A 24016-nucleotide genomic window follows, 5' to 3' on the forward strand; every position below is an offset into this window, starting at 1 on the left:
GGCAAGAATATGCTGCTGATCCGTTGTCCCTATTGTGAAGAAGAGCGTTCCGAGCTGGAATTCCGCTGGGCGGGCGAGGCGCATATTGCGCGGCCCGAAAACATTGCCAGGATTTCCGATGAGGAATTTGCCGAATATTTCTTCATGCGCGACAATGACAAGGGCATGGTGTTCGAGCGCTGGCGGCACATTCATGGCTGCGGGCGGTTCTTCAATGCGGCGCGCCATTCCGTGAACGACAAGATTTACCTGACCTATAAGGCAGGCGAGCCGAAGCCGGATGAGGCGACGATTGCCGCCGGACATGAAGGAGCAGCCCGATGAGCGGCGCCTATCGCATCAAGGGCGCTGGCCGCCTGACGCCTGCGCGCACAGCGCGCTTTACCTTCGATGGCAAGATTCACACGGCTTTGCAGGGCGATACGGTTGCCTCTGCCTTGCTGGCGGATGGCGTGCATCTGATTGGCCGCTCGTTCAAATATCACCGTCCGCGCGGCTTTCTCTCCGCCGGGCCGGAAGAGCCGAATGCGCTGATCGATGTGTCGCGCGATAGCAGCCGCAAACAGCCCAACGTGCGGGCAACGGTGCAGGAAGTGTTCGATGGGGCAATCGTGTCCTCGCAGAACCGCTTTCCTTCGCTGTCTTTCGATGTGGGCGCGGTGAATGATTTCCTCTCGCCCCTATTCGTGGCGGGGTTCTACTACAAGACCTTCATGTGGCCGAAGGCTGCTTGGGACAAGCTGTACGAGCCAATCATCCGCCGTGCGGCGGGTTTGGGCAATGCGCCGAAGGAAGGCGACAGCGACCATTATGCCAGCCGTTATGCCCATTGCGACGTGCTGGTGGCTGGCGGCGGCGTGGCCGGTTTGACGGCGGCGTTGGCTGCTGCAAAGACCGGTGCCAAGGTTATTTTGGCGGATGAGAATCCGGAGCTTGGCGGCGCGCTTCGCTTCGATAGCGGCACGACCATCGATGGTGTGAACGGCTATGATTGGGCGCAAAAGACCTTTGCCGAGCTGAAAGCCATGCCGAATGTTGAGGTGCTGACGCGCACGACCGTTTTCGGCTACTACAACCACAATTTCATCGGCCTTGCAGAGCGTGTGACCGACCATCTGGCAACACCGGGGCATCAGCCACGCGAACGGCTGTGGCAGGTTCGTGCCAAGAAGGTGGTGCTGGCGACGGGTGCGATCGAGCGGCACATGGTGTTTGCCAATAATGACCGGCCCGGCATCATGCTGGCCTCTGCGGCGCGCACCTATCTTAACCAGTATGGCGTGACCGTGGGCCATAACGTGGCTGTCTACACTGCCCATGACTCGGCCTATGAGACCGCATTCGATCTGAAGCGGGCAGGGGTGACGATTGCGGCTATCGTGGATTGCCGCGCCAACCCGGATGCAAAGCTGCTGGACGAGGCGCGGGCGTTGGGCATCGAGGTGCTGGCGGGCCATAGCGTTTATAATACGGCTGGGCGTCTGCGGGTGTCCTCCATCACGGTGGGCCGCAATGGCGGCTCGTCCAAGCGCAAGATCAAGGTGGATGCGCTGGTGGTGTCCGCAGGCTGGACGCCATCCGTGCATCTGTTCTCGCAGTCTCGCGGCAAGCTGACATACGACACGGAAAACCAGCGTTTTCTTCCCGATGTGCATGTGCAGCATTGCGTCTCCATCGGTGCCTGCAACGGCACGGATGATCTTGCCGACGTGATTGCCGAGGCGGCTGCCGCTGGCGGTGGTGCGGCGGCGTTCTCCGGCCAGAATGCGCTGATATGGACCGGCGGCATGATCGGTGCGGCGGAAGGGGCTGGCGAAGGCGACAACGTCAAGGCCTTCATCGATTTCCAGCATGATGTCTGCGCCAAGGATATCCGCCTTGCGGTGCGCGAAGGCATGCATTCCATCGAGCATATCAAGCGCTTCACCACCAACGGCATGGCGTCGGATCAGGGCAAGATGTCCAACATGCATGGTCTGGCCATAGCCTCCGAAGCGCTGGGGCGTGACCTGCCCAAGGTGGGGCTGACGACGTTCCGTGCGCCCTATACGCCTGTCACTTTCGGCACGCTGGTGGGCCATTCACGTGGCAAGCTGTTCGATCCTGCCCGCAAGACGCCGATGCATGCGCTGGAAGAGGCCGCCGGTGCCGCCTTCGAAGACGTGGGCAACTGGAAGCGGGCATGGTTCTATCCGCGTGCGGGCGAAGACATGCACCAGACCGTGAACCGCGAGTGCAAGACGGTGCGTGAGACAGTGGGCGTGTTCGATGCGTCCACGCTCGGCAAGATCGAGGTTGTCGGGCCGGATGCGGCGAAGTTCCTCAACCTGCTCTATACCAATGCCTGGGATACGCTGAAGCCGGGCCGCTGCCGCTATGGCATCATGACCCGCGAAGATGGTTTCGTCTACGATGACGGCGTGGTGGGGCGTTTGGCGGAGGACCGTTTCCATGTGACGACGACGACCGGCGGTGCGCCGCGTGTGCTGCACCATATGGAAGACTATCTCCAGACCGAATTCCCGCATCTGAACGTGTGGCTGACATCTGCGACCGAACAATGGGCTGTCATTGCCGTACAGGGACCTAGGGCGCGTGAGGTGATTGCGCCGCTGGTGGAGGGCATCGACCTTTCGCCAGAAGCCTTCCCGCATATGGCCATTGCCGAAGGCAAGATTTGCGGCGTGCCGACGCGGCTGTTCCGCGTATCCTTTACGGGCGAACTCGGCTTCGAAATCAACGTGCCCGCCGATTTCGGCCCGGCCGTGTGGAAGGCGGTTGCCGAGCGTGCGGAGGCTGTGGGTGGTTGCCTTTATGGCACCGAAACCATGCATATTCTGCGCGCCGAAAAGGGCTATATCATCGTCGGTCAGGATACGGACGGCACGGTGACGCCTGATGATGCGGGGCTTGGCTGGGCGGTTTCCAAGAAGAAGACGGATTTCGTCGGCATTCGCGGCCTGCAGCGCCCGGACCTGAAACGTGAGGGCCGCAAGCAACTGGTGGGTCTTTTGCCGAAAAATCCGCATGATGTGCCGGAAGAAGGCGGTCAGATCGTGGCCGATCCGAACCAGCCCAAGCCAATGACCATGCTGGGGCATGTGACTTCCGCTTACTGGTCGGAAAATCTCGGCCACTCCATCGCCTTCGGTCTGGTGGCGGGTGGCCGGGCGCGCGTGGGCGAAACGCTTTATATTCCGCTGGCCGACAAGACCATCGCGGTGGAGGTGACGGACATGGTGTTCTTCGACAAGGAAGGAGGCCGTATCAATGGCTGATATCGCAATGGCAAACCGCACATTGGTTCTGGAAGGCGCACGCGCCGGTTCCGCCAATGTCTCCATCAAAATGGCAGCGCCCGCTTACCGGCTGTCGCTTCGCGCCAAGGCGGATGCTGTCAGCGAGCTTTCCCGGGCGCTCGACATCAGCCTGCCACAGGCCCCCAAGACGTCCACCACCTCCGGCCTTCGTGCCGCGCTGTGGCTCGGGCCGGATGAATGGCTGGTGATCGACCAAGGCGAAAGCAACCTAATGGACGCCTGCGCCACCGTCTCCACCCCCCACTCCGCCACCGACGTCTCCCACCGCAACACGGCCATCACCGTGTCCGGCACGGGCGCGGAAGCGACGCTGAACACGGGCTGCCCGCAGGATTTGTCGCTGGCCGTGTTTCCGGTTGGCGCGTGTTCACGCACGATTTTCGGTAAGGCGGAAGTGGTGATTTTACGCGTGGCGGAAGACACGTTCCGGGTGGAATGCTGGCGGTCTTTTGCGGAGTATGTGTTCGGGTTGCTGGAAGAGGGTTCGCGTGATGCTTGATAATGGTCAGGCAGAGCCTGCGCACTGCCTGACGTTACCTCTTTAGTTTCTGGTGCCGAGTGCCAGACGGCATGCCAAACCGGCAAATACGGTTGCCAGCAGATACTGCGGTAGCTTTGGAAACCGGCTGACTGCGGACAGGCGATTGCGGATGCTTGTACCCAAAACAATCACGGCACCGTTCACCAGAAAACCAATGCCGTTCAGAATACTGGCGAGAACCACCGTCTGGATGAGCATCGAACTGCCATTCGGATCGATGAACTGCGGAAACAGCGCCAGCACAAATAACGCCATTTTCGGGTTGAGGAGATTTGTCGCGAGGCCTTCACTGAAAATCCGTTTGGCTGATAGTCTTTTAAGACCTGCCGACGGCGCGAAAGCTGAACCTTGTGAACGAAGGGTTTTGTACGCCAGATACAGCAAATAGGCGCAGCCTGCCCAGCGCACTATTTCATGGGCAATCGGAACAGTGAGAAATAGCTGGGAAAGACCGAGAGCCGCCGCGATGGCGTGGCAATATGTTCCGGCAGCTATGCCCGCTAGGTGAGAAAACCGGCGGACCGACCCTGGCTGACACTGCGGGAGGCAATGAGCAGCATATCGGGGCCGGGTGTCGCTGTCAGCACGACGGCTGCGGCGGAAAAAAGCATGAGTGTGGAAAAGTCCGGCATATGATTTCCTTTTGAAATGGGAGCCGGAATTCCGATGTATCATCGTTGCTGGGGATTGCAACTGCGTCTGGTGACGCCCGTGATCTTTTGCGAGGAATCATACTCTACCTCCGTCATTCCGGCCTTTAGCCGGAATCCAGCAGCCGCGCGTCTGCGCGGCGTAAGAGTCTTTTGACCTGACGGACGTCAGGTCGCTGGACCCCGGCTCAAGGCCGGGGTGACAGGGAATTTGAGGTTTTCTAAACCGCCTTCTCCTGCATCCGCATGAATCCAACCGTCGCCAGCCACAACAGCACACCAATAAACAGCAGCACGCCGGCAATCGAATATTGCACCGGGTCACGCCCAGTCCATGGGCCGACGAGGAAGAAGCAGCTGACGGCGCCGATGATGGGCAGTATTGTCGGGGTGCGGAAGTGTTTGTGGGCGACCTTATCCTTGCGCAGCACCAGCACCGCGACATTGACGATGGTGAAGACGCCGAGCAGCAGCAGTGCCGTTGTACCGCCGAGTGCCGGGACGCCGCCTGCGAAGGCGATGAGGCCGATGGCGATGAGCGACGTGAAGATGATGGCGATGTAAGGCGTCTGGCGGCCTTTGTGGACCTTGCCGAGTGCGGGAGGCAGCACGCCTTCGCGGCTCATGCCGTAAATCAGGCGGCTGGCCATCATCATGTTGATGAGCGCGGAATTGGCGACTGCGAACATGGTGATGATGCCGAAAATGCCGATGGGGAAGTTGGGGGCGCCTGCGGCCACAACCTTCAGCAACGGCGTTTCACCTTCGCCCAGCTCTGCTGCCGGAACCAACGTAATGGCGGAGATGGCGACCAGAACATAGATGACGCCGGTAATGGCAAGGCCGCCGAGCAGAACTTTCGGGAAGATGCGCGAGGGCTGTTTGCACTCCTCGGCCATGTTGACCGAATCCTCAAAACCGACCATGGCGAAGAAGGCGAGAGTCGTTGCCGCGACCACGGACCAGATGACACCGTGTTCGCCCGCGGGCTCAAAGGTCCAGACGCGCGAGACATCGCCCTGTCCGTTGCCGATGGCCCAGAAGCCGATGCCGATGATAATCAGTAGGCCGGTGAGTTCCACAACCGTCAGCACGACATTCATCTTCACACTTTCGCCTACACCCCGGAAGTTGATGAGCGCGATTGCCGCGATGAAGGCAATGGCGACACCGGTAACGCCGAATGCACCAAAATCAAACCCGGTGACGGTGGTGAAGTTGGCGGCAAAGGCGCGGGAGGCGGTGGAGGCTGAGGTCACGCCCGAGGACATGACGGTGAAGGCGACGAGGAAGGTGATGAAGTGCACGCCGAAGGCCTTGTGCGTGTAAAGCGCTGCACCTGCGGCTTTGGGGTACTTCGTGACGAGTTCCAGATAGGAGCAGGCGGTGAGAAGGGCGACGCCAAAGGCGATCATGAAGGGCAGCCAGACGACCCCGCCGACTTCCGCCGCGACCTGTCCGGTCAACGCATAGATGCCGGTGCCGAGAATATCCCCCACAATGAACAGAAGCAGTAGCCCCGGCCCAATCACGCGTTTGAGTTCGGTTGTAGGCTCTGCCGAGTTGTCAGGTTGCGTCACATTTTGTGCCATTGAATTGTCCCCCATCAAGGCGTGTAGCCTTCAACGCGTGATCAGGCGCACGGGTTCCGGTGTTGGGAGAGAAAACGTTGCGCGCAATGCATATGGCCAGAAGCATGGAATGGCATGGCTTAATCCCGTACATATCCTCTGAAGAAGACGGCACGAGATGCAGATCGACGAGGCATTCGTGCTTATGCACGGAGCGTTTCGTCGATAGCGTAGCGTTGACGGATGAGGAGAAAGCTCTTCTGGCTCAACTCATCGATGAACACGGGCCGCGCTTGTCGCGGGCTAAAGCTCAGGTCTACAATGCTCGCTAAGTCGCGATTATATTGATATCCGCATCAGTGAAGCCGAAGGGTTGCATCATGGCCCGATGCTCGTTGGAACCAAGATATTGGTTCAATGCGGCATCGATTGCATTCTTCAATTCGCAGTCTGATTGACGAAAACCGAATGCGCCGAAAGCCGCATCGCGTTCCGCGGTTGGGACAGAGACAACGTCCAGATCGATATGAGGATGTTGCGCAAGATATCCTCGATGCGCCATAGCCACACTTGCATAAGCATGAACCTGTCCGCTTAGAACAGCGTTCGCGGCCTCGCTATATGTTGCGTGTAAAATGATCTGGTTTTCGGAGATGCCGGTAGCGAGAGCGGCCTGGTGCTGAACCTGATCGTGTATCGCAGCCAGCGCGCATTCGGAGTTTGCAACAATAGAGGCGTATCCTTTTAGCTTTTTAGGATTGCCCTTTCGGATGAGAAGCCCGTCCGACAATGCCCATATAGGACGGCTGAAAGCGGCTATTTTCCTTCTCTCGGCTGTATCGAAAAGGCCTGTTGTAATATCCCAACGGCGCTGCTCCAAGCCGGGGAGCAGGTCTGCAAACTCGGTTTCGATGAGCTCTACGCTTTCGATACCAATCATAGACAGGACGGTTCGCGCTAGTTCAACATCGCAGCCAGTCACAACGCCTTGATCATTGCGATAGTTAAATGGCGGCTCGATCAAATAAGCGAATTTCATGACACCTCTGTTTGTCTGTCGGCCTTCCTCAATCCTCGTTCGGCCGATCCTCAGGGTTGAACTGGCTGATCGTAGTCCACCTTGTGGTCAGGGCCGGTTTCTTTTCACCTTCGATTTCGACCGTCACGTCATAGGTGTTCATCAGCATGGCGGCGCCGCGGAAGCGGGCTTCGGCGAGGGTGAAGTGGCCGCGGATGCGGGCGCCGCTTTTGACGGGGGTGACGAAGTGGAGTTTGTCGAAGCCGTAATTGATGCCCATGGTCTGTTCGCGGATTTTGGGCAGGGCGCTGTAATTCATGGCTGATAGCAGCGAGACTGTGAGGAAGCCGTGGGCGATGGTGCCGCCGAAGGGGCTTTCTGCTTTGGCACGCTCTGGGTCCGTGTGGATGAACTGGTCGTCCAGCGTTGCCTTGGCGAAGGCGTCGATCATCGCCTGATCGACGGTGATCCAGTCGGATGTTCCGACTTCTGAACCGACAAGGCCTTTGACCTCAGCCAGAGAGATTTCCTTGGGCATGGGTTCCTCGCGACGGGACAGGGTTATGAGGGCGCTTTTGAGATGGAGCTTACAGGCCTCTGATTAAAGAACAATCGCCATTTTGCGCTGCAATATTTAGCATTGTCTATAAAACACCACGGAGCGAGCGGGCACATGGGCGGGATTGCCGAAATCCGTGCCCAGCGGTTGCCATGCGCCCGGCAGGGTGAAGCGCACGACGTCGTGGGTGCGATTGAAGAAGATGGCGAGGCGAACGGTTTCGTCGGTTTCCAGATCGCGGGTTTTCAACAGCATGGCGAGCGGCGTTCCCTCCGGTCGTTCCCAATCGGCCACGGTCATGGGCTCGCCTGTCGGTGAAAGCCATTGTACGTCATCGGTGTTGGCGGAGAAGAAGTCAGCTTCGCTGAAGACCTCGAAGCGCTTGCGCAGGGCGGCGAGGTAGGCCGCGTGTTCGATCAGCTCGGGTGAGAGCTTGGCCCAATCGACCCAGGTGATGTCATTGTCCTGGCAATAGGCGTTGTTGTTGCCGCGCTGGCTGCGGCCCGCCTCATCGCCCGCCGTCAGCATGATGGTGCCACGGGTAACGAAGAGGGTTGAGAGCAGGGATTTGACATCGGCGATGCGCGCCGCATTGACGGCGGGGTCGTCCGTCAGTCCCTCGACGCCATTGTTCCATGAATGGTTTTCGTTGTGACCATCGCGGTTGTCTTCGCCATTGGCTTCATTGTGCTTGTGTTCATGGGCCACGAGATCGAAAAGCGTGAAGCCATCATGGGCGGCAAGGAAATTGACGCTGCGGGTGGCGGTTCGGTTGTGGCGGGAAAAGATGGCGGATGAGCCGGCGAGTGCATCGGCCAGTGCGCCGGTGGTGCCGGCATCGCCGCGCCAGTATCGGCGAAGGTCATCGCGGGCGCGGTCGTTCCATTCGAGGAAGTTTTCCGGAAAGTTGCCGAGCTGGTAACCGCCGGGGCCGATGTCCCAGGGTTCGGCAATCATGATGCGGTCTTGCAACAAAGGGTCTTCGACCAAGGCGGCGAGGGTTTTGCTGGCGGTGTCGAAACCGGTGGCCGTGCGACCGAGGATCGGGGCAAGGTCGAAGCGGAAGCCGTCTATGCCCGCATGCGCCACGAAGTGCCGGAGCGTGTCGAGAACCAGCTGGCGAACTTGGGGGGGGGCGCAGGCGACGGTGTTGCCGGTGCCGGTATCGTTGACCAGCGTGCCGGGATCATCCGGCAGATGGCGATAATAGCTGAGATTATCCAGCCCGCGCAGCGACAGCGTCGAGCCGAAGAGGTCGCTTTCGCCGGTGTGGTTGAAGACGAGATCGAGAATGACGCCGATGCCGTTGTCGTGCAGGGTCGCCACGGTCTCGCGCAATTCTTCCACGCCACCGGGGCAAAGACGCGGGTCCAGCGCCATGAAGCCGACGGGGTTGTAACCCCAGCCGTTGGTGAGGCCGAGCGGTGGCAGATGGCGCTCATCGATCCACGCGGTGATGGGCATCAGCTCGATGGCATCGACGCCGATGGTTTTGAGGTGGGCGATAATGGAGGGGTGGGCAAGGGCCGCGACCGTTCCCTTAATGGCATCTGGCACATCCGGGTGCAGCATGGTGAAGGGCTTGACGGCGACTTCGTAGATCAAGCCGCCGGGCGCGAAGAGGGGCGGCTGGTGTTTTACCTGATGGTGCTGCGAGACGATGGATTTCGGCATGATGAGCGCCGTGTCGGTGCCGAAGGTGAACAGCGCCGGGTCGTGGGCGAAAGGTCGGTCGATCTGCGTGGCATAGGGGTCGAGCAGGAGCTTGGACGGGTCGAACCAGAGGCCGTGATCGGGTGCGTAGACGCCATCGGCGCGGAAGCCGTAGCGGGTGCCGATGGGGGCGTGTGTGGTGAGGCGGTGGATGTCGTTTTCATCGCGCTGCATGGGCAGGCGGGCGGTCTGGGTGGTGCCGGTTTCGTCGAAGAGGCAGAGGTCTATGTGTGAGGCGTGGCGGGAGTAGACGGAGAATGCCGTTCCGTTTTCCGAGGGGATGGCGCCTTTGGGGGAAACGGTGGGATTTGGCATCTGGGTTTCCATTTGTTGGCTGTGTGGGTGGGGTTCACCCCCCTCTGTCCTGCCGGACATCTCCCCCTCAAGGGGGGAGACAGAATTGTGGATGGCTTTCGGTCATTAGGTCGTGATAGCGCTTCTGGTTATCTCTCCCCTTGTGGGAGAGAAAGCGATTTCAACATCTTAGCGTTAGCTAAGTGTTAGAAATCGCAAGTGAGGGGTTTGCCGCACCCTCGGCGGACCCCTCACCTAGAAAATCTACGACTTAGCAAAGCTAAGATCGTGATTTTCTTTCCTCTCCCACAAGGGGAGAGGTAACCTGGCGGCATCGTCAAAAATCACGTAATAACCGTCGGAGCATCACGCCCCGTATGCTTCTTGATCCCCGCAATCGCATCCGCTGCCGAAATCAAATCCGCCAAAGCCTCCTGCGTCTCGATATTATGCCGAGACGCATCGGCCTCGTAACGCTCGACATAGAGACGCAGGGTCGCGCCCGCCGTGCCGGTGCCCGAGAGGCGGATGACGATGCGGGAGCCGCCTTCGAAGAGGATGCGGATGCCCTGGTTCTTGCTGACGGATTGATCGACCGGGTCGTTATAGGCGAAATCATCGGCGGCCTTCACTTTCAGCGCGCCATAGGTGGTGCCGGGCAGGGTGGCGAGCTTTTCGCGCAGGATGGAGACAAGCGTGTTGGCGGCGTCGCTATCGACTTCTTCATAGTCGTGGCGGGAGTAGTAGTTGCGGCCATATTCGGCCCAGTGCTTGGTGACGATGTCCTTGACGCTTTCCTTGCGGGCGGCGACGATATTCAGCCAGAACAGAACGGCCCAGAGTCCGTCCTTTTCGCGCACATGGTTGGAGCCGGTGCCGAAGCTTTCTTCGCCGCAGATGGTGACCTTGCCAGCGTCCAGCAGGTTGCCGAAGAACTTCCAGCCGGTGGGCGTTTCATACATGCCGATGCCGAGCTTTTCGGCCACGCGGTCTGCCGCCGCACTGGTTGGCATGGAGCGGGCGATGCCGGAAATGCCAGCTGCATAGCCGGGAGCGAGTGTGGCGTTCGCGGCGATGATGGCAAGGCTGTCGGATGGGGTGACGAACATGCCCTTGCCGACCACCATGTTGCGGTCGCCGTCACCATCGGAGGCGGCGCCGAAATCTGGGCCTGCTGGGCTCATTACCTCGTCATACATTTCCTTGGCATGAACGAGGTTCGGGTCGGGATGGTGACCGCCGAAATCGGGGAGGGGAACGGAGTTGTGCACGGAACCGGCGGGTGCACCGAGGCGCTTTTCGATGATCTCGACCGCATATGGGCCGGTGACGGCGCTCATGCTATCGACCACGACGCGGAAACCACCGGCGATGAGGTTGCGGATGGCGGGGAAGTCGAACAATTCTTCCATCAGCGTTGCGTAATCGGCAACGGGATCGATGACCTCAACCGTCATGCCGTCAACGTCAGCCGTTCCGATCGTATCGAGATCGATATCGGCGGCGTCGGAGATGCGATAGGTCTCGATAGCCTTGGTGCGCTCGAAAATGGCGTCGGTGATTTTTTCCGGTGCCGGGCCGCCATTGCCGATATTGTACTTGATGCCGAAATCTTCGTTGGGGCCGCCGGGATTATGGCTGGCTGACAGAACGATGCCGCCAAAGGCCTTATACTTTCGGATGATGTTGGAGGCCGCAGGCGTGGACAGAATGCCGCCCTGACCGACCAGAACCTTGCCGAAACCGGCGGCAGCCGCCATTTTGACGGCCTTCTGGATCACTTCGCGGTTGTAGTAGCGACCGTCGCCGCCGATCACCAGCGCCTGTCCGGCAAAACCTTCAAGGCTGTCGAAAATCGACTGGATGAAGTTTTCCGCGTAGTTTTCCTGCGCAAAGACAGGCACTTTCTTGCGAAGGCCGGATGTGCCTGGCTTCTGGTCCTGAAATGGTTTGGTTTGAACAGTTTTAATGGTCATTTACTGGCCTTTCGAAATAAGTTGGGCGTAGAGCGCGGCGTAAAGACCAGCGCTCTTTTCCCAGGAAACATCCGATTTCATGCCCTGCTTCTGCATCTGCGTCCACAGTTTCTGATCGTGATAATAGCGCACCGTGCGTCTGATCGCCTGGCGCAAACCTTCCGGCGTGATCGAGGTGAACTGCACGCCGGTCGCCACCTTGGCGGCAACGGCAGCGTGGTTGGCATCGATGACAGTGTCATTCAGCCCGCCGTTTCGCGCCACAACGGGAATGCAGCCATAGCGCAGGGCGTAAAGCTGGGTCAGGCCGCAGGGCTCGAAGCGCGAGGGGATGATGATGGCGTCACAGCCCGCCTGCATGAGATGCGACAGCGGCTCGTTATAGCCGATGGCGACGCCGACACGGCCGGGATGACGCGAGGCTGCGGCCAGAAGGGCACCTTCCAGCGCAATCTCGCCAGCGCCCAGCACGACGAGGCGTCCACCCATGGCGACGATATCGTCCACCACTTCGGTCACGAGGTCTATACCTTTTTGCCATGTCAGGCGCGAAATGACGCAAAAGAGCGGGCCGCTGTCCTGATCGATCCGGAAATGGCTGGCGACGGAGGCCTTGTTCAGGGTGCGCAGCTTCAGATTGGCGGCGGAGTAATTGTGGTTGACCAGATGGTCGGTGGCCGGGTTCCAGACATCGGCGTCGATGCCGTTGACGATGCCATGCATGACATGGGCGCGGCTTCTGATGACACCATCCAGCCCCATGCCGAATTCGGGTGTGAGAATTTCTTCGGCATAAGACGGGCTGACGGTACTGATGGCCGTCGAGGTCTGCACACCGCCCTTGAGGAAGCTGATATCGTTGTAATATTCGATGCTTTCGGTGCTGAAAGCATGGGCGGGCAGGCCCAGCTGGCTAAAGATATTGGCGCCGAACTGGCCCTGAAAGGCGATGTTGTGGATGGTCAGGACGCTCGGCAGTTCCGGCGTTTCCGCATAACGCATGTAGACCGGGGCCATGGCGGCCTGCCAGTCATGAGCGTGCAGCAAATCCGGCTGCCAGCCCGGCAGTTTGCCCGCGGCGATTTCGGCTGCTGCCAGTGAAAGCGCCGCGAAGCGCTTCCAGTTATCCTCGAAATCCTTGCCGGTGGAATCGAGATAGGGACCGGCGGGGCGATCGTAATAGGCGGGCACATCGAGGATCAGAAGATCGAGACCCTCGTGATGTGCTTCGAGAATATCGGCACGCTCTCCCAGCAGATCGGGCAGTTCGGCAATCTTGACCGCATCTGCCACCGCTGCCTTGACCGCAGGGTAGCCGGGAATAAGCGTGCGGGTGGTGATGCCATAGGCTTTGAGAGCGATGGGAAGCGCGCCAGCGACATCGGCGAGCCCCCCGGTCTTGATGAGTGGATAGACTTCGGACGCAACCGAAAGAACATTCATGAGGTCTACAGATCCAGCTTGTCGATCATCGATTGGGTTATCAGGCAAATGCCGCTTTCCGTGCGGCGGAAGCGTTTTCCATCGAGTTCCGGGTCCTCTCCAACGATCAGTCCTTCCGGGATGACGACGCCATGGTCGATCACCACATTGCTCAGCTGGGCGTGACGCCCGATCTTCACACTCGGCAGCACTACGGCATTCTCAAGGCGTGAGTATGAATTTGCGCGCACGCCTGTGAACAACAGGCTGCGGTTCAAAGACGAGCCGGAGATGATGCAGTCACCGGCAACGACCGAAGATGTGGCCGAACCACGACGCTTCTCATCGTCATGGACGAATTTTGCCGGTGGCAGAATTTCCGCATAGGTCCAGATCGGCCAGGATTTGTCGTAGATGTCGAGGTCGGGAACGATATCGGTAAGGTCGATATTGGCCTGCCAATAGGCATCAATGGTGCCGACATCGCGCCAATAGGGCTCGTGTTCAAAATCGGACCGCACGCAGGAGGAGGCGAAGCGGTGGGCGACGGCTTTGCCGTGCTGGACGATGTGGGGAATAATGTCCTTGCCGAAGTCGCGGCTGGAATTGGGGTCGCTGGCATCGCGGCGCAGGCAATCCATCAGGAACTTCGTGTGGAACACGTAGATACCCATGGAGGCCAGTGCGAAGTCTTCATTGCCGGGAATGCCCGGCGGATCCGCAGGCTTTTCGATGAAATTGATGATTTCATCCTTGTCGTTGACATGCATGACGCCGAAGCCGGTGGCTTCCATGCGCGGCACTTCAAGGCAGCCGATGGTGACGTCTGCACCGCTGTCCACATGCTGTTGCAGCATGTATTCATAGTCCATCTTGTAGATGTGGTCGCCCGCCAGAATGACCATATATTCCGGGCCATAGGGCTCGATGATATCGATGTTCTGATAGACCGCGTCGGCGGTGCCTTCATACCATTGCGTTTCAGATACGCGCTGGGAGGCGGGGAGAATATCGAAGCTTTCGTTACGTTCCGGGCGGAAGAAGTCCCAGCCGCGCTGCAGGTGGCGGATGAGCGAATGCGCCTTGTACTGCGTGGCGACGCCGATGCGGCGAATGCCGGAGTTCAAGGCATTCGAAAGGGCGAAATCGATGATGCGGGCCTTGCCACCGAAATAGACGGCGGGTTTTGCGCGACGGTCCGTCAGCTCCTTCAGGCGGCTGCCACGGCCACCAGCAAGCACATAGGCCATTGCGTCACGCGCCAGTGGCTGAACTCTTTTCTCACTCATAGCAGTCCTCCCATAAAATTCCCGTATGTTCCCTTGGTGTCGAAGCACCGTTTTTGGCTGTTAATTTTCCAGCTCCAGCATGATGACCGCAAGTGGCGGCAGTGTCAGCGTGGCACCGATGTTACCTCCCGCATCCACAGCCTGCACGCGACCGCCATTGCCCTTGCCGCTGCCGCCGTAAATCTCGGCATCGGTGTTCAGCACCTCACGCCAGCGGCCAGCTGTGGGCAGCGGCACGTAGAAGTTTTCACGATAGACAGGCGTCAGGTTACAGATGACGGCAACCGGCTTTTCGCCCGGCGCCATGCGCAACCAGGCAAAGACCGAGTTTTCATGGTCATCGGCAGACAGCCACTGGAAGCCCTCCGGCTCGCAATCGCGCGCATGCAGCGCACCTTTGGAGCGGTACATGAAGTTGAGATCGCGCACGAGGCGGCGCATGCCTTCATGCATATGATATTGCAGCAGGTTCCAGTCGAGCGCGGTCTTTTCGCTCCATTCGCTCCACTGCGCAAATTCCTGGCCCATGAACAGCAGCTTCTTGCCGGGATACCCCCACATGAAGGCGTAGTAGGCACGCAGATTAGCAAATTTCTGCCAGTCGTCACCCGGCATCTTGGCAATCATCGAGCCCTTGCCGTGCACCACTTCATCATGGGAAATCGGCAGCACGAAGTTTTCGCTGAAAGCGTACAGCAGGCCGAAGCTGAGTTCCTGATGGTGGAACTTGCGATGCACCGGCTCGCGCTGGAAATAGCTCAGCGTGTCGTGCATGAAGCCCATGTTCCACTTGAAGCCGAAGCCGAGACCGCCTTCATGCACCGGCTGCGACACCTTCGGCCATGAGGTGGATTCCTCGGCAATGGTCATCACGCCGGGATGGTTGCCGTAAATCAGCGTGTTCATCTGCTGAAGGAAGCGAACGGATTCCAGATTTTCGCGCCCGCCATATTCGTTGGGCACCCACTCGCCTTCCTTGCGGGAATAATCGAGGTAGAGCATGGAGGCGACGGCATCGACGCGCAGGCCGTCAAGATGGAATTTCTCGGCCCAGTAGAGCGCGTTGTTTATGAGGTAGGACATGACCTCGACGCGACCGAAATTATAGATCGCCGTGTTCCAGTCCGGGTGGAAACCCTGACGCGGATCGGCATGTTCGTAAAGCGCTGTGCCATCGAACCATTTCAGCCCATGCTCATCCGTCGGGAAGTGGGCAGGAACCCAGTCCAGAATGACGCCGATGCCGACCTTATGCGCGCCATTGACGAAACGGGCAAAGCCTTCCGGCTCTCCGAAACGCGCGGTTGGTGCGTAAAGCCCCGTGGTCTGGTAGCCCCATGACGGGTCATAGGGATGTTCGGTGATGGGCATGAATTCGATGTGGGTGAAGCCCATATCGGCGCAGTAGGGGATCAGCCGCGCTGCCAGTTCGTCCCATGACAGAAGCGAACCATCTTCGGCATGCTGCCAGGAGGATGCGTGGACTTCGTAAATGGTAATCGGCTGGCGGCGCTGATCGATGCTGGCCCAGTGCTTGCGGTGTGCCTCGTCGCTCCAGTCCTGAACCAGTTCCGGCGTGGTGACAGACGCATTCTTGGGGCGCAGTTCAGCGCGGCGGGCATAGGGGTCGGCTTTCAGCGGCAGCAATTCGCCGTGGGGGCCGATGATCTCGAATTTGTAGCTGCACCCGGAATAGACATCCGGTGCGAAGATTTCCCACAGGCCCGTATCTTTGCGGAACCGCATGACATGGCGGCGGCCATCCCAATTGTTGAAATCCCCCACCACGGACACGCGCCGGGCATTGGGCGCCCAGACGGCGAAGTGAAAGCCTTCGACGCCTTCGAGTTTCAGTGGGTGAGCGCCCAGCTTGTCGAAAAGGCGCAAATGCGAGCCTTCACGGACGTAATAATCATCCATGGGGCCAAGCACGGGGCCGAAGCTGTAAGGATCGGTTACGGCCCATTCGGCATCGTCACGCAGTGCGCGATAGCGGATAGGCTGGCGCTTGGACAGCGTGATCGGCCCTTCGAAGAAACCTTCATCATCCGTGCGGACCAATTCACCTGCAACGTTGCCGTCCAGGGTCATGGCCGTCACTTCTTCCGCACCGGGAATGAAGCAGCGCGCCACAAAGCCGTCCGGGGTCTGGTGAACACCCAGGACGGCAAAGGGGTTGGAATGCAAACCGCTCTTGATTGCCTCGATCTCAGCCTTAGCTGTAGCGCCAGTCTTTGTCTCTTCGGCAGAATTGAGCGGTTTCTTCATCAAGCTCTCCAGATTTCGGTTGCATATTGCCGGATCGTCCGGTCGGACGAGAACCAGCCCATGCGTGCCGTATTGCGCACGGTTTTTTCGTACCAGCTGTTCGTGTCGCTCCAGATGGCATCGACGTCGCGCTGTGCCTGCGCATAAGCGTCGAAGTCTGCCGCGACCATGAACCAGTCATTATTGTAGATACCGTCCATCAGGGCTGAGAAACGGGACCTGTCATCCGGCGAAAACACGCCGGATGCGATGGATGACACCGCCTGCGACAGTTCGGCGGAATTTTCGATGATGGCGCGGGGATTGTGGCCTTCGGCGCGGGCCTGGGCCACTTCATCCGCGGTCTTTCCGAAGATGACGATGTTGTCCTTGCCGACATGTTCGAGCATCTCAACGTTGGCACCATCAAGCGTACCGATGGTGAGCGCGCCGTTCAGACCGAACTTCATGTTGCCGGTGCCGGAGGCTTCCATGCCAGCCGTCGAAATCTGTTCCGACAGATCCGCCGCTGGAACCATGATCTCCGCAAGGGACACGTTGTAATTGGGAATGAATACCACTTTCAGAAGCCCGCGCACTGCCGGATCGTTATTGATGACACGCGCGATATCATTGGCGAGCTTTATGATGAGCTTTGCATTGTGATAACTCGGCGCTGCTTTGCCAGCGAAGAACTTAACGCGCGGCACCCAATCCAGTTCCGGGCGGGAACGGATTTGATCGTAAAGCGCAACCGCCTCGATGAGGTTGAGCAGCTGGCGCTTATATTCATGGATACGCTTGATCTGGATATCGAACATGGCCGATGGATCGACGCGGATGCCCATGCGCTGGGCAACCAGATTGGCAAGGCGGACCTTGTTCTGGCGCTTGATTTCGGCAAACTTCTCGCGGAAGCCCTTGTCTTCGGCAAAGCGGTCCAGCGCCACCAGCTTTTCCGCGTCATCCAGGAATTCATCGCCGATGGACTGGCGGATGAGGTCGGTGAGGCCGGGATTGCACTGCATCAACCAGCGGCGTGGGGTGATGCCGTTGGTCTTGTTGTTGATGCGCTCTGGATAAAGCGTGTGAAGGTCGGCAAACACCGTTTCCTTCATCAGTTCGGTGTGAAGTGCCGATACGCCGTTGATGGAGTGCGAGCCGATAAAGGCCAGGTTGCCCATGCGCACGCGACGCTCTCCGCCTTCTTCGATGACGGAGATGGAGCGAATCTGCTGATCGACCATCTTCTTTTCCTTGCGGGCGAAAAGAAGCGTGTTGGCGTTGATCGCATAGATGATCTGCATGTGGCGCGGCAACAGCCGCTCCAGCAGAGGCACCGGCCAGCTTTCCAGCGCTTCGGGCAGAAGCGTATGGTTGGTGTAGGAGAAGGTGCCGCGTGTGATCGTCCAGGCCTCTTCAAAATCATGTCCATGCACGTCGCACAGAAGGCGCATCATTTCGGCAATGGAAATGGCCGGATGCGTGTCGTTGAGCTGGATGGACACCTTGTCGGCGAGGTTGGTGAAATCAGGATATTGCTGCAAATGGCGGCGTAGAATGTCCTGAAGCGAGGCGGACGAGAAGAAATATTCCTGCCTCAGACGCAGTTCCTGCCCTGCCGGGTTGGCATCGGCCGGGTAAAGCACGCGGGTCAGGGCCTCGGCCTTGTTGCTTTCACGCAGCGCGCCGATGTGATCGCCCGCATTGAAGGCGTCGAGCAGGATCGGATCGATAGGCTGTGCCGACCACAGGCGCAGCGTGTTGACGCGGGTGCCGCGCCATCCAACGACGGGTGTGTCATAGGCGGTGGCGATCATGCGCTCTGCCGGTTTCCAGACGAAGCGCTGCGGCTCTTCATAACCGCCGATGGTTTCGACAGCGCCGCCGAAGCCGATTTCATAGGAGCTTTCGCGACGTTCGAATTCCCAGGGGTTGCCGTGGGCAAGCCATGTTTCGGGCAATTCCACCTGCCAGCCATCCGCCATCTGCTGGCGGAAAAGGCCGTGGACGTAACGGATGCCGTAGCCGTAAGCCGGGATATCGACGGTGGCCATGGATTCCATGAAGCAGGCAGCGAGACGGCCAAGACCGCCATTGCCAAGTGCCGCATCCGGCTCCAGACCGGCGATCACGTCGAACTCGACACCCAGCGATGTCAGCGCATCCTTGATCTCGCCCATCAGGCCAAGATTGGAGATGGCGTCGCGCATCAGGCGGCCGATCAGAAACTCCAGCGACAGATAATAAACGCGCTTGCTGTCGTTCTGATACGCCTTGCGGGTGGATTCCATCCACTTGTCGATGACACGGTCGCGGATGACGAGAATGGTGGCGGTCAGCCAGTCATGCGGCTTTGCGACCTTGACGTCCTTGCCGATGCGATAGGTCAGTCTTTCGATGATTTCATTGGCAAGAACCTCCGGCTCCGAGCTGCGTGGGGCGGGGCGGGGAAGGTCGTTGGTGGCGAGTTTGTTGATCATTGGTCGGTCAGTACCTTGGTGGGAGGAGGGGGCCTGATTCTGTCGATCCGTCATATCGTCTCGAATGCGATTTATGCATCGTTCACAGCCTCTGGCAACAGCCGATTTTGGGGAGGCAGGTATGATTTTACCGTCTGAATCCGCGGCATGGTGTTGTGCGAACACGAAAAGCCGCGGAGCCTTTGAGCTCTCGCGGCTTGTTCGCGCAATTTGCAGGGTGTTAGTTCGTTACGCGGCTGATATTGCCCGCTGCCTTTCGGGCGATATCGCCAAAGGCCTCAACGATTTCATCCATGTTGTCGGGTTCGTAAAAATTGTCATTGCTGGTGGCGCATGCCTGAAGCAGCGATTTGCCTCTGGCTGGCGCCATGAAGGCGATGGTAAAAATCTTGATGCCATCGGCTTTGGCGGTCGCGCAGGTCGAGCGGACGGCTGCGTCGATGCTGGAGTTCCATGAAGAGCTTGCGCCGGTCATTTCACCATCCGTCATCAGCACGATGTAACGCTCGAAGAAATTGTCTCCATACGTTTTACGAGCCAACGCTTCGGTAGTGTTTGAGGATTTGAGAGCGTTGTACGCTGTCGTCAATGCAGCGTTCGCATTCGTACCGCCTGTCGGATATTGCGGTATGGCCTGAACGTAAGCGTTGGTTTTCTTCGTGCCCCAATCCATGTTCTGCGCAGAAAAACTGGAGTCGTTATAGGCGACAGCAGCGGTGCGGACCAAAGTCGATTCCGGCAAGCTGCCAGCCTTGTAAGTGGGGTCGGACTTGTTGAGAGTATCGACAAGGTAACTAACCGCCGTTTTCAGCGAGGTGCTTTTGTTGACGTAGCATGGGCTGCTAGCCCTCAGATTTGGATAGGACGACCAATTGGCATCGGTATAGTTCTGACATGAGCTTTTGCTCTTATCGACGGTGTCGGTCACGAACGACATCGAACCTGAGCGGTCAAGAACAAGGTACATCGAGATCGGTGCGCCCTTGTTGTAGCTGCTCTGCGATGTGCTGGTAACTCTGAGCGTGATAGCGTCCGCACCGATAAGGCTCAGCATCGGGTTGAGCGGCATGGAATAGCTGAACGTGGTCGTGATATTATAGACGCTTCCCTTAGAAGTATCCGATTTGGTCACGACCGTACTCAGGTTCTTCTCGAAATCTTTCTTCTGCTCAGCCGTCATGCCGGTCGCCCACTCTTGCGCGCCCAGATAATTCTTAACGGATTCGGCCAATTCGTTATTGCTTTTCGCACCTTCGGCAATGCGTGCTTCAGTAGCGGCACCCAATGTTCCGCCATCGGCCGCATTTTGCAGGTCGGACTTAACCTGCATGACTCTGGTCAACTCCAGCCCAGCCCCGGCAACCCCCATCAAAAGCGGCAATGCCGCCGCTGTCATCATGGCGAAATTGCCCTGCCTGTCGCTCAACAGCGCGCGCATGCGTGTCTTCATTCCAGCCCCGTTGAACATCATGTCCACCTGTTCAATTGTGTGATGGTTTCAGCTCTACTGCCGGGCAATGTAGATTTTCCTAACGTAACGTGAGCAAATTTATCGAGTGCTCGAAACGGGACAGATTTCTGTCGTGAAACGAGGCTTTGTGCCGCTGCGGCACGTCCTTCGTTCCGTTTTGGTGCAGGCTCAGTGCTTGACGGGAATGACGTCCACGGCCTGCGTGGTCTGCTGGTTGCCATAGCTTTTCAGCACGCCGATGACGGGGGCGATGTCGGAATAATCGCGCCCGTAACCGACGACGATGTGGTCGCTGCCGGCGACGATGTCGTTGGTGGGGTCGAGTTCGATGTAACCGGTCGCTTCGCCGCACCAGACGCGCACCCACGCATGCATGGCATCTGCCCCCTCCAGCCGTTCCTTGCCGGCTGGCGGAATGGTGCGCAGGAAGCCGCTGACATAGCCTGCGGGAATGCCGAGGCTGCGCAGCGCCGATATCATGATGTGCGAGAAATCCTGACAGACGCCGCGTTTGAGTTTGAAGGCTTCCGCCGGTGTGGTGTCCACCGTGGTCGCCTCGCCATCATATTTGAAGTCCTTGTAGATGCGCTTGCACAGCGCCATCGCGATTTCGCGGATGGTCATGCCGGGCTTGATGGTCTCGCGGGCGTATGCGGCAATGGCGGCGTTCTCACCGATGCGCGGGCTGACGCCTGCCAGATGATGCGGCGATTGCGGGCCGAGCGACCAGACGCTTGCCAGTTCTGCGGGCAGTCTCGCAAGTTGCGGCGAGAAATCCGCCGTTAGCGAGGGGCTTTCCACGGAAACGCGGGCCTGCATGCGGATATCCAGCTTATCGTGCGGGGCGCGCAGGAAGACTGAGGTCGCGCTCTGCTGGAAGAAATCATCGAAGACGGTGCGCTCTTCCGGGGATGGTGTCACGCTCAGTGATCCAGCGATCAATCTCTGCTTGCCGGGGATGGACAGGGGCATGATGCGGATGATGTGGCGCGCGCCGGACGCCAGCGTATCGTAAATATAGCCCATGTGCAGCGTCAGGTCGTAAAGCATGGCCTATCCGAGATATGTCTGGGCGAGAAGGTCCGATAGATGTTCCAGATCCTGCTCCAGCTGACGGAAAACGGCGGGCGACAGGTTTTCCGGTGTCATCACTGCAAGGCCGGAGTGGATGCGCATCACTTCACGATAGAAGGGCGACATCTGGCCGTTGACGAAGGCATTGGGCAGTTGCTCAACCTCGGTGCGGATTTCGTTGAGCTGGAACAGAATGGAGCGCGGGTTGAGCGGATCGAGACCGAGCAGGTCCATCACTGTCAGCGCTGCCGTGTTGACGTTGTAGCGGCGGCGGTGGGTCATGACGCTGTCGCCGATTTCTAGCAGCATGTCGTAGGAGCCATCAGGTGCGTCCGGCCCGCTCATATGGCCGAGAAGCCGCGTGAGATGCAGGCCGCGTTCCAGATAACGACCGATGGAGAGGAACCGCCAGCCGGTGAAACGGTACATGTTTTCATGCACCAGACCGGCAAAGCCCGCGAGCTTGCGCAGCAGCACGGTCATGGCATGGGTGGCGTCATCACCGGCGGCGACCTTGCTCTGGAAGCGGCGTGCGGTCTTGGCCAGATCGTTCAGCGCCAGCCAGCCATCCGGCGAGAAACGGTCTCTTATATTGCTGGCGGAATAGATGGCGCTGTTGAGATTGGCGATCAGGCTTGCGGGAACGGCTTCCTCGACGTCGATATCGATGGTTTCGAGATAGGCGGTGACGTGGGCCAGAAGCGGCTGCTTCGGATCAGCGGATTCGGCAAAGCGGGCGTGCCATGCGCGCAGGATGCGCAGCGCCCCTTCGGCCCGCTCGATATAACGGCCCAGCCAGAACAGATTGTCGGCGGCGCGGCTCGGCAGGCTGCCGGGCATGTTGCGGATGAAATTTTCTTCGGCTGGCAGAAGCGTTGTGCGTTCCACCGGCTTGTCGGAGACGATCCAGACATCGGCAGCACTGCCGCCCGCCTGCATGGCAATGGCTGCCGTATCGGCACCGCGGCCAATGCGGGCAAAGCCGCCGGGCATGACCTGCCAGCCATCCTGCGTGCGTGCCGCAAAGACGCGCAAGCTCATGGGGCGCGGCACCAGCTTGCCGTCGACATAGGCCGGTGTTGTGGAGAGCGTGACGACTTCCTGGCCGACGAGCTTGTGGCCGTCGCTTGCCAGCCAGTCACCGATGGAATCCTTCGCCGTTTCGCGCAGAGATGAGCCGAGAACCGACTGGCCGTTATCGTCAAAGAAGGGCAGGCGCGAATAGGCCGGGCCGATGACCATGCGCTCGATGTTGCGCGCCACATGTTCGCGCTCGGACGGCTGGCCGCACCACCATGTGGCGATGGATGGCATGGCGAGCTCTTCGCCCAAAAGATGGCGACAGATAGCAGGCATGAAGGCGAGCAGCGCACGGGTTTCGAGAATGCCTGACCCCAGCGCATTGACCATGCTGAGCGAGCCGGAGCGCAGGGCCTGCACCATGCCGGGCGTGCCGATATGGGAGTTCTGGTCCAGTTCCAGCGGGTCGGTATAGGACGCATCCAGCCGCCGCCACAGCACGCCAACGGGCTTGAGGCCCGCGACGGTGCGAACCATGACGCGGTTGTTGACGACGGTAAGGTCCTCGCCTTCCAGCAGCATGAAGCCGAGATAGCGGGCGATATAGGCGTGTTCGAAATAGGTTTCGCTGGCGGGTCCGGGCGTCAGAACCGCGATGCGATCATCCGGGTGCTGGCGGTGCGACTGCAACGTATCGCGAAACGCACCGAAGAAGGAGGCGAGGCGGTGGACGTGGGTTTCGCCATAGATATCGGAAAAGGCGCGGGTGGTGGCCACGCGGTTTTCGAGCGCAAAGCCCGCGCCGGATGGGGCCTGCGTGCGGTCTGCCAGCACCCACCAGTTACCGTCAGGCCCACGGCCGATTTCGAACGAACAGAAATGCAGATAGTGGCCATCCGCCGGTTTAACGCCTGCCAGCGGGCGCAGATATTCCGGGTTGGAGGCGAGCAGCGACGGCGGCACATAGCCCTGCTGAACCAGCCGGTTTTCGCCGTAAAAATCCGCAACGATGCTTTCCAGCAGATTGGCGCGCTGGACAAGACCGCGCGACACTGCTTCCCATTCCTTCTCATCGATCAGGACAGGGATATGGGAAATCGGCCAGTTGCGCTCGGTGTTTCCCTGCGCGCTGTAATCGCGATAGAAAACACCCGCGTCGCGCAGATAACGGTCGGTGCGGGCAAAGCGCTCATGCAGCTCGCGTTCTTCCATACGGGAGAGCGCGTTGACGAAGGGTTGCCAGACGGGGCGAATGTTCCCGTGTATGTCCAGCATTTCATCGGCAATTCCGGGCATGGGGCGATAATCCAGCATGGAAGCCATGCCGGGTTTTTCGCTCATCCGTTCCAATGCCGGTGCCTTTGCCAA

15 protein-coding genes and 1 pseudogene are annotated in these 24016 nt (G+C 59.2%); 3 read left to right on the forward strand and 13 right to left on the reverse strand.

Annotated features, from left to right (window positions below; translation table 11 throughout):
- The first annotated feature begins 9 nt into the window (after positions 1-9).
- The 3 genes from AC27VJ_RS13615 to soxG are packed head-to-tail and all read left to right on the forward strand — an operon-like array spanning position 10 to position 3819.
- Positions 10-324: a sarcosine oxidase subunit delta gene (locus AC27VJ_RS13615; RefSeq protein WP_488684488.1), complete on the forward strand. Its 315-nt coding sequence runs from the start codon at positions 10-12 to the stop codon at positions 322-324.
- Positions 321-3278, forward strand: coding sequence for a sarcosine oxidase subunit alpha (locus AC27VJ_RS13620; protein WP_488684489.1), 2958 nt, complete (start codon positions 321-323; stop codon positions 3276-3278). Before AC27VJ_RS13615 ends, AC27VJ_RS13620 begins: the two co-directional genes overlap by 4 nt.
- Positions 3271-3819: a sarcosine oxidase subunit gamma family protein gene (gene soxG, locus AC27VJ_RS13625; protein ID WP_488684490.1), complete on the forward strand. Its 549-nt coding sequence runs from the start codon at positions 3271-3273 to the stop codon at positions 3817-3819. Before AC27VJ_RS13620 ends, soxG begins: the two co-directional genes overlap by 8 nt.
- A gap of 42 nt (positions 3820-3861) precedes the next feature.
- Here the strand turns inward: soxG and AC27VJ_RS13630 are convergent.
- From AC27VJ_RS13630 to AC27VJ_RS13690, 13 genes and pseudogenes are all read right to left on the reverse strand, one after another.
- A pseudogene (locus AC27VJ_RS13630) lies at positions 3862-4493 on the reverse strand (LysE family translocator).
- 239 nt (positions 4494-4732) lie between these two features.
- On the reverse strand, positions 4733-6103 hold the full coding sequence (locus AC27VJ_RS13635; RefSeq protein ID WP_488684491.1) for an APC family permease: 1371 nt from the start codon (positions 6101-6103) through the stop codon (positions 4733-4735).
- Between the two features lie 307 nt (positions 6104-6410).
- A complete protein-coding gene (locus AC27VJ_RS13640; RefSeq protein WP_488684492.1) occupies positions 6411-7121 on the reverse strand; it encodes a transporter substrate-binding domain-containing protein in 711 nt (236 codons plus the stop codon).
- 28 nt (positions 7122-7149) lie between these two features.
- Entirely contained in the window at positions 7150-7638 is a 489-nt protein-coding gene (locus AC27VJ_RS13645; RefSeq protein ID WP_488684493.1) for a MaoC family dehydratase, read from the reverse strand.
- 96 nt (positions 7639-7734) lie between these two features.
- Positions 7735-9687, reverse strand: coding sequence for a glycogen debranching protein GlgX (glgX, locus tag AC27VJ_RS13650; RefSeq protein ID WP_488684494.1), 1953 nt, complete (start codon positions 9685-9687; stop codon positions 7735-7737).
- A gap of 323 nt (positions 9688-10010) precedes the next feature.
- The gene (locus AC27VJ_RS13655) at positions 10011-11642 is read right to left on the reverse strand and encodes an alpha-D-glucose phosphate-specific phosphoglucomutase (RefSeq protein WP_488684495.1); all 1632 of its coding nucleotides are present in this window, start codon (positions 11640-11642) and stop codon (positions 10011-10013) included.
- Positions 11643-13085 carry a glycogen synthase GlgA gene (gene glgA, locus AC27VJ_RS13660; protein WP_113089375.1) on the reverse strand — a complete coding sequence of 481 codons (1443 nt, stop codon included), beginning with the start codon at positions 13083-13085 and terminating at the stop codon, positions 11643-11645.
- Between the two features lie 5 nt (positions 13086-13090).
- The gene (gene glgC / locus AC27VJ_RS13665) at positions 13091-14353 is read right to left on the reverse strand and encodes a glucose-1-phosphate adenylyltransferase (protein WP_113089376.1); all 1263 of its coding nucleotides are present in this window, start codon (positions 14351-14353) and stop codon (positions 13091-13093) included.
- A gap of 60 nt (positions 14354-14413) precedes the next feature.
- Positions 14414-16621, reverse strand: coding sequence for a 1,4-alpha-glucan branching protein GlgB (gene glgB, locus AC27VJ_RS13670; protein ID WP_113089377.1), 2208 nt, complete (start codon positions 16619-16621; stop codon positions 14414-14416).
- The gene (locus AC27VJ_RS13675) at positions 16621-19083 is read right to left on the reverse strand and encodes a glycogen/starch/alpha-glucan phosphorylase (RefSeq protein WP_113089378.1); all 2463 of its coding nucleotides are present in this window, start codon (positions 19081-19083) and stop codon (positions 16621-16623) included. The genes glgB and AC27VJ_RS13675 overlap by 1 nt, the downstream gene beginning before the upstream one ends.
- 220 nt (positions 19084-19303) lie before the next feature.
- On the reverse strand, positions 19304-20533 hold the full coding sequence (locus AC27VJ_RS13680) for a TadE/TadG family type IV pilus assembly protein (protein WP_113089430.1): 1230 nt from the start codon (positions 20531-20533) through the stop codon (positions 19304-19306).
- Between the two features lie 189 nt (positions 20534-20722).
- Positions 20723-21604 (reverse strand): transglutaminase family protein, encoded by an 882-nt coding sequence (locus AC27VJ_RS13685; RefSeq protein WP_488684496.1) that lies wholly within the window; start codon positions 21602-21604, stop codon positions 20723-20725.
- A gap of 3 nt (positions 21605-21607) precedes the next feature.
- Positions 21608-24016 carry a circularly permuted type 2 ATP-grasp protein gene (locus AC27VJ_RS13690; protein WP_488684497.1) on the reverse strand — a complete coding sequence of 803 codons (2409 nt, stop codon included), beginning with the start codon at positions 24014-24016 and terminating at the stop codon, positions 21608-21610.

Source organism: Agrobacterium sp. 20P9.1.2 (assembly GCF_057799395.1).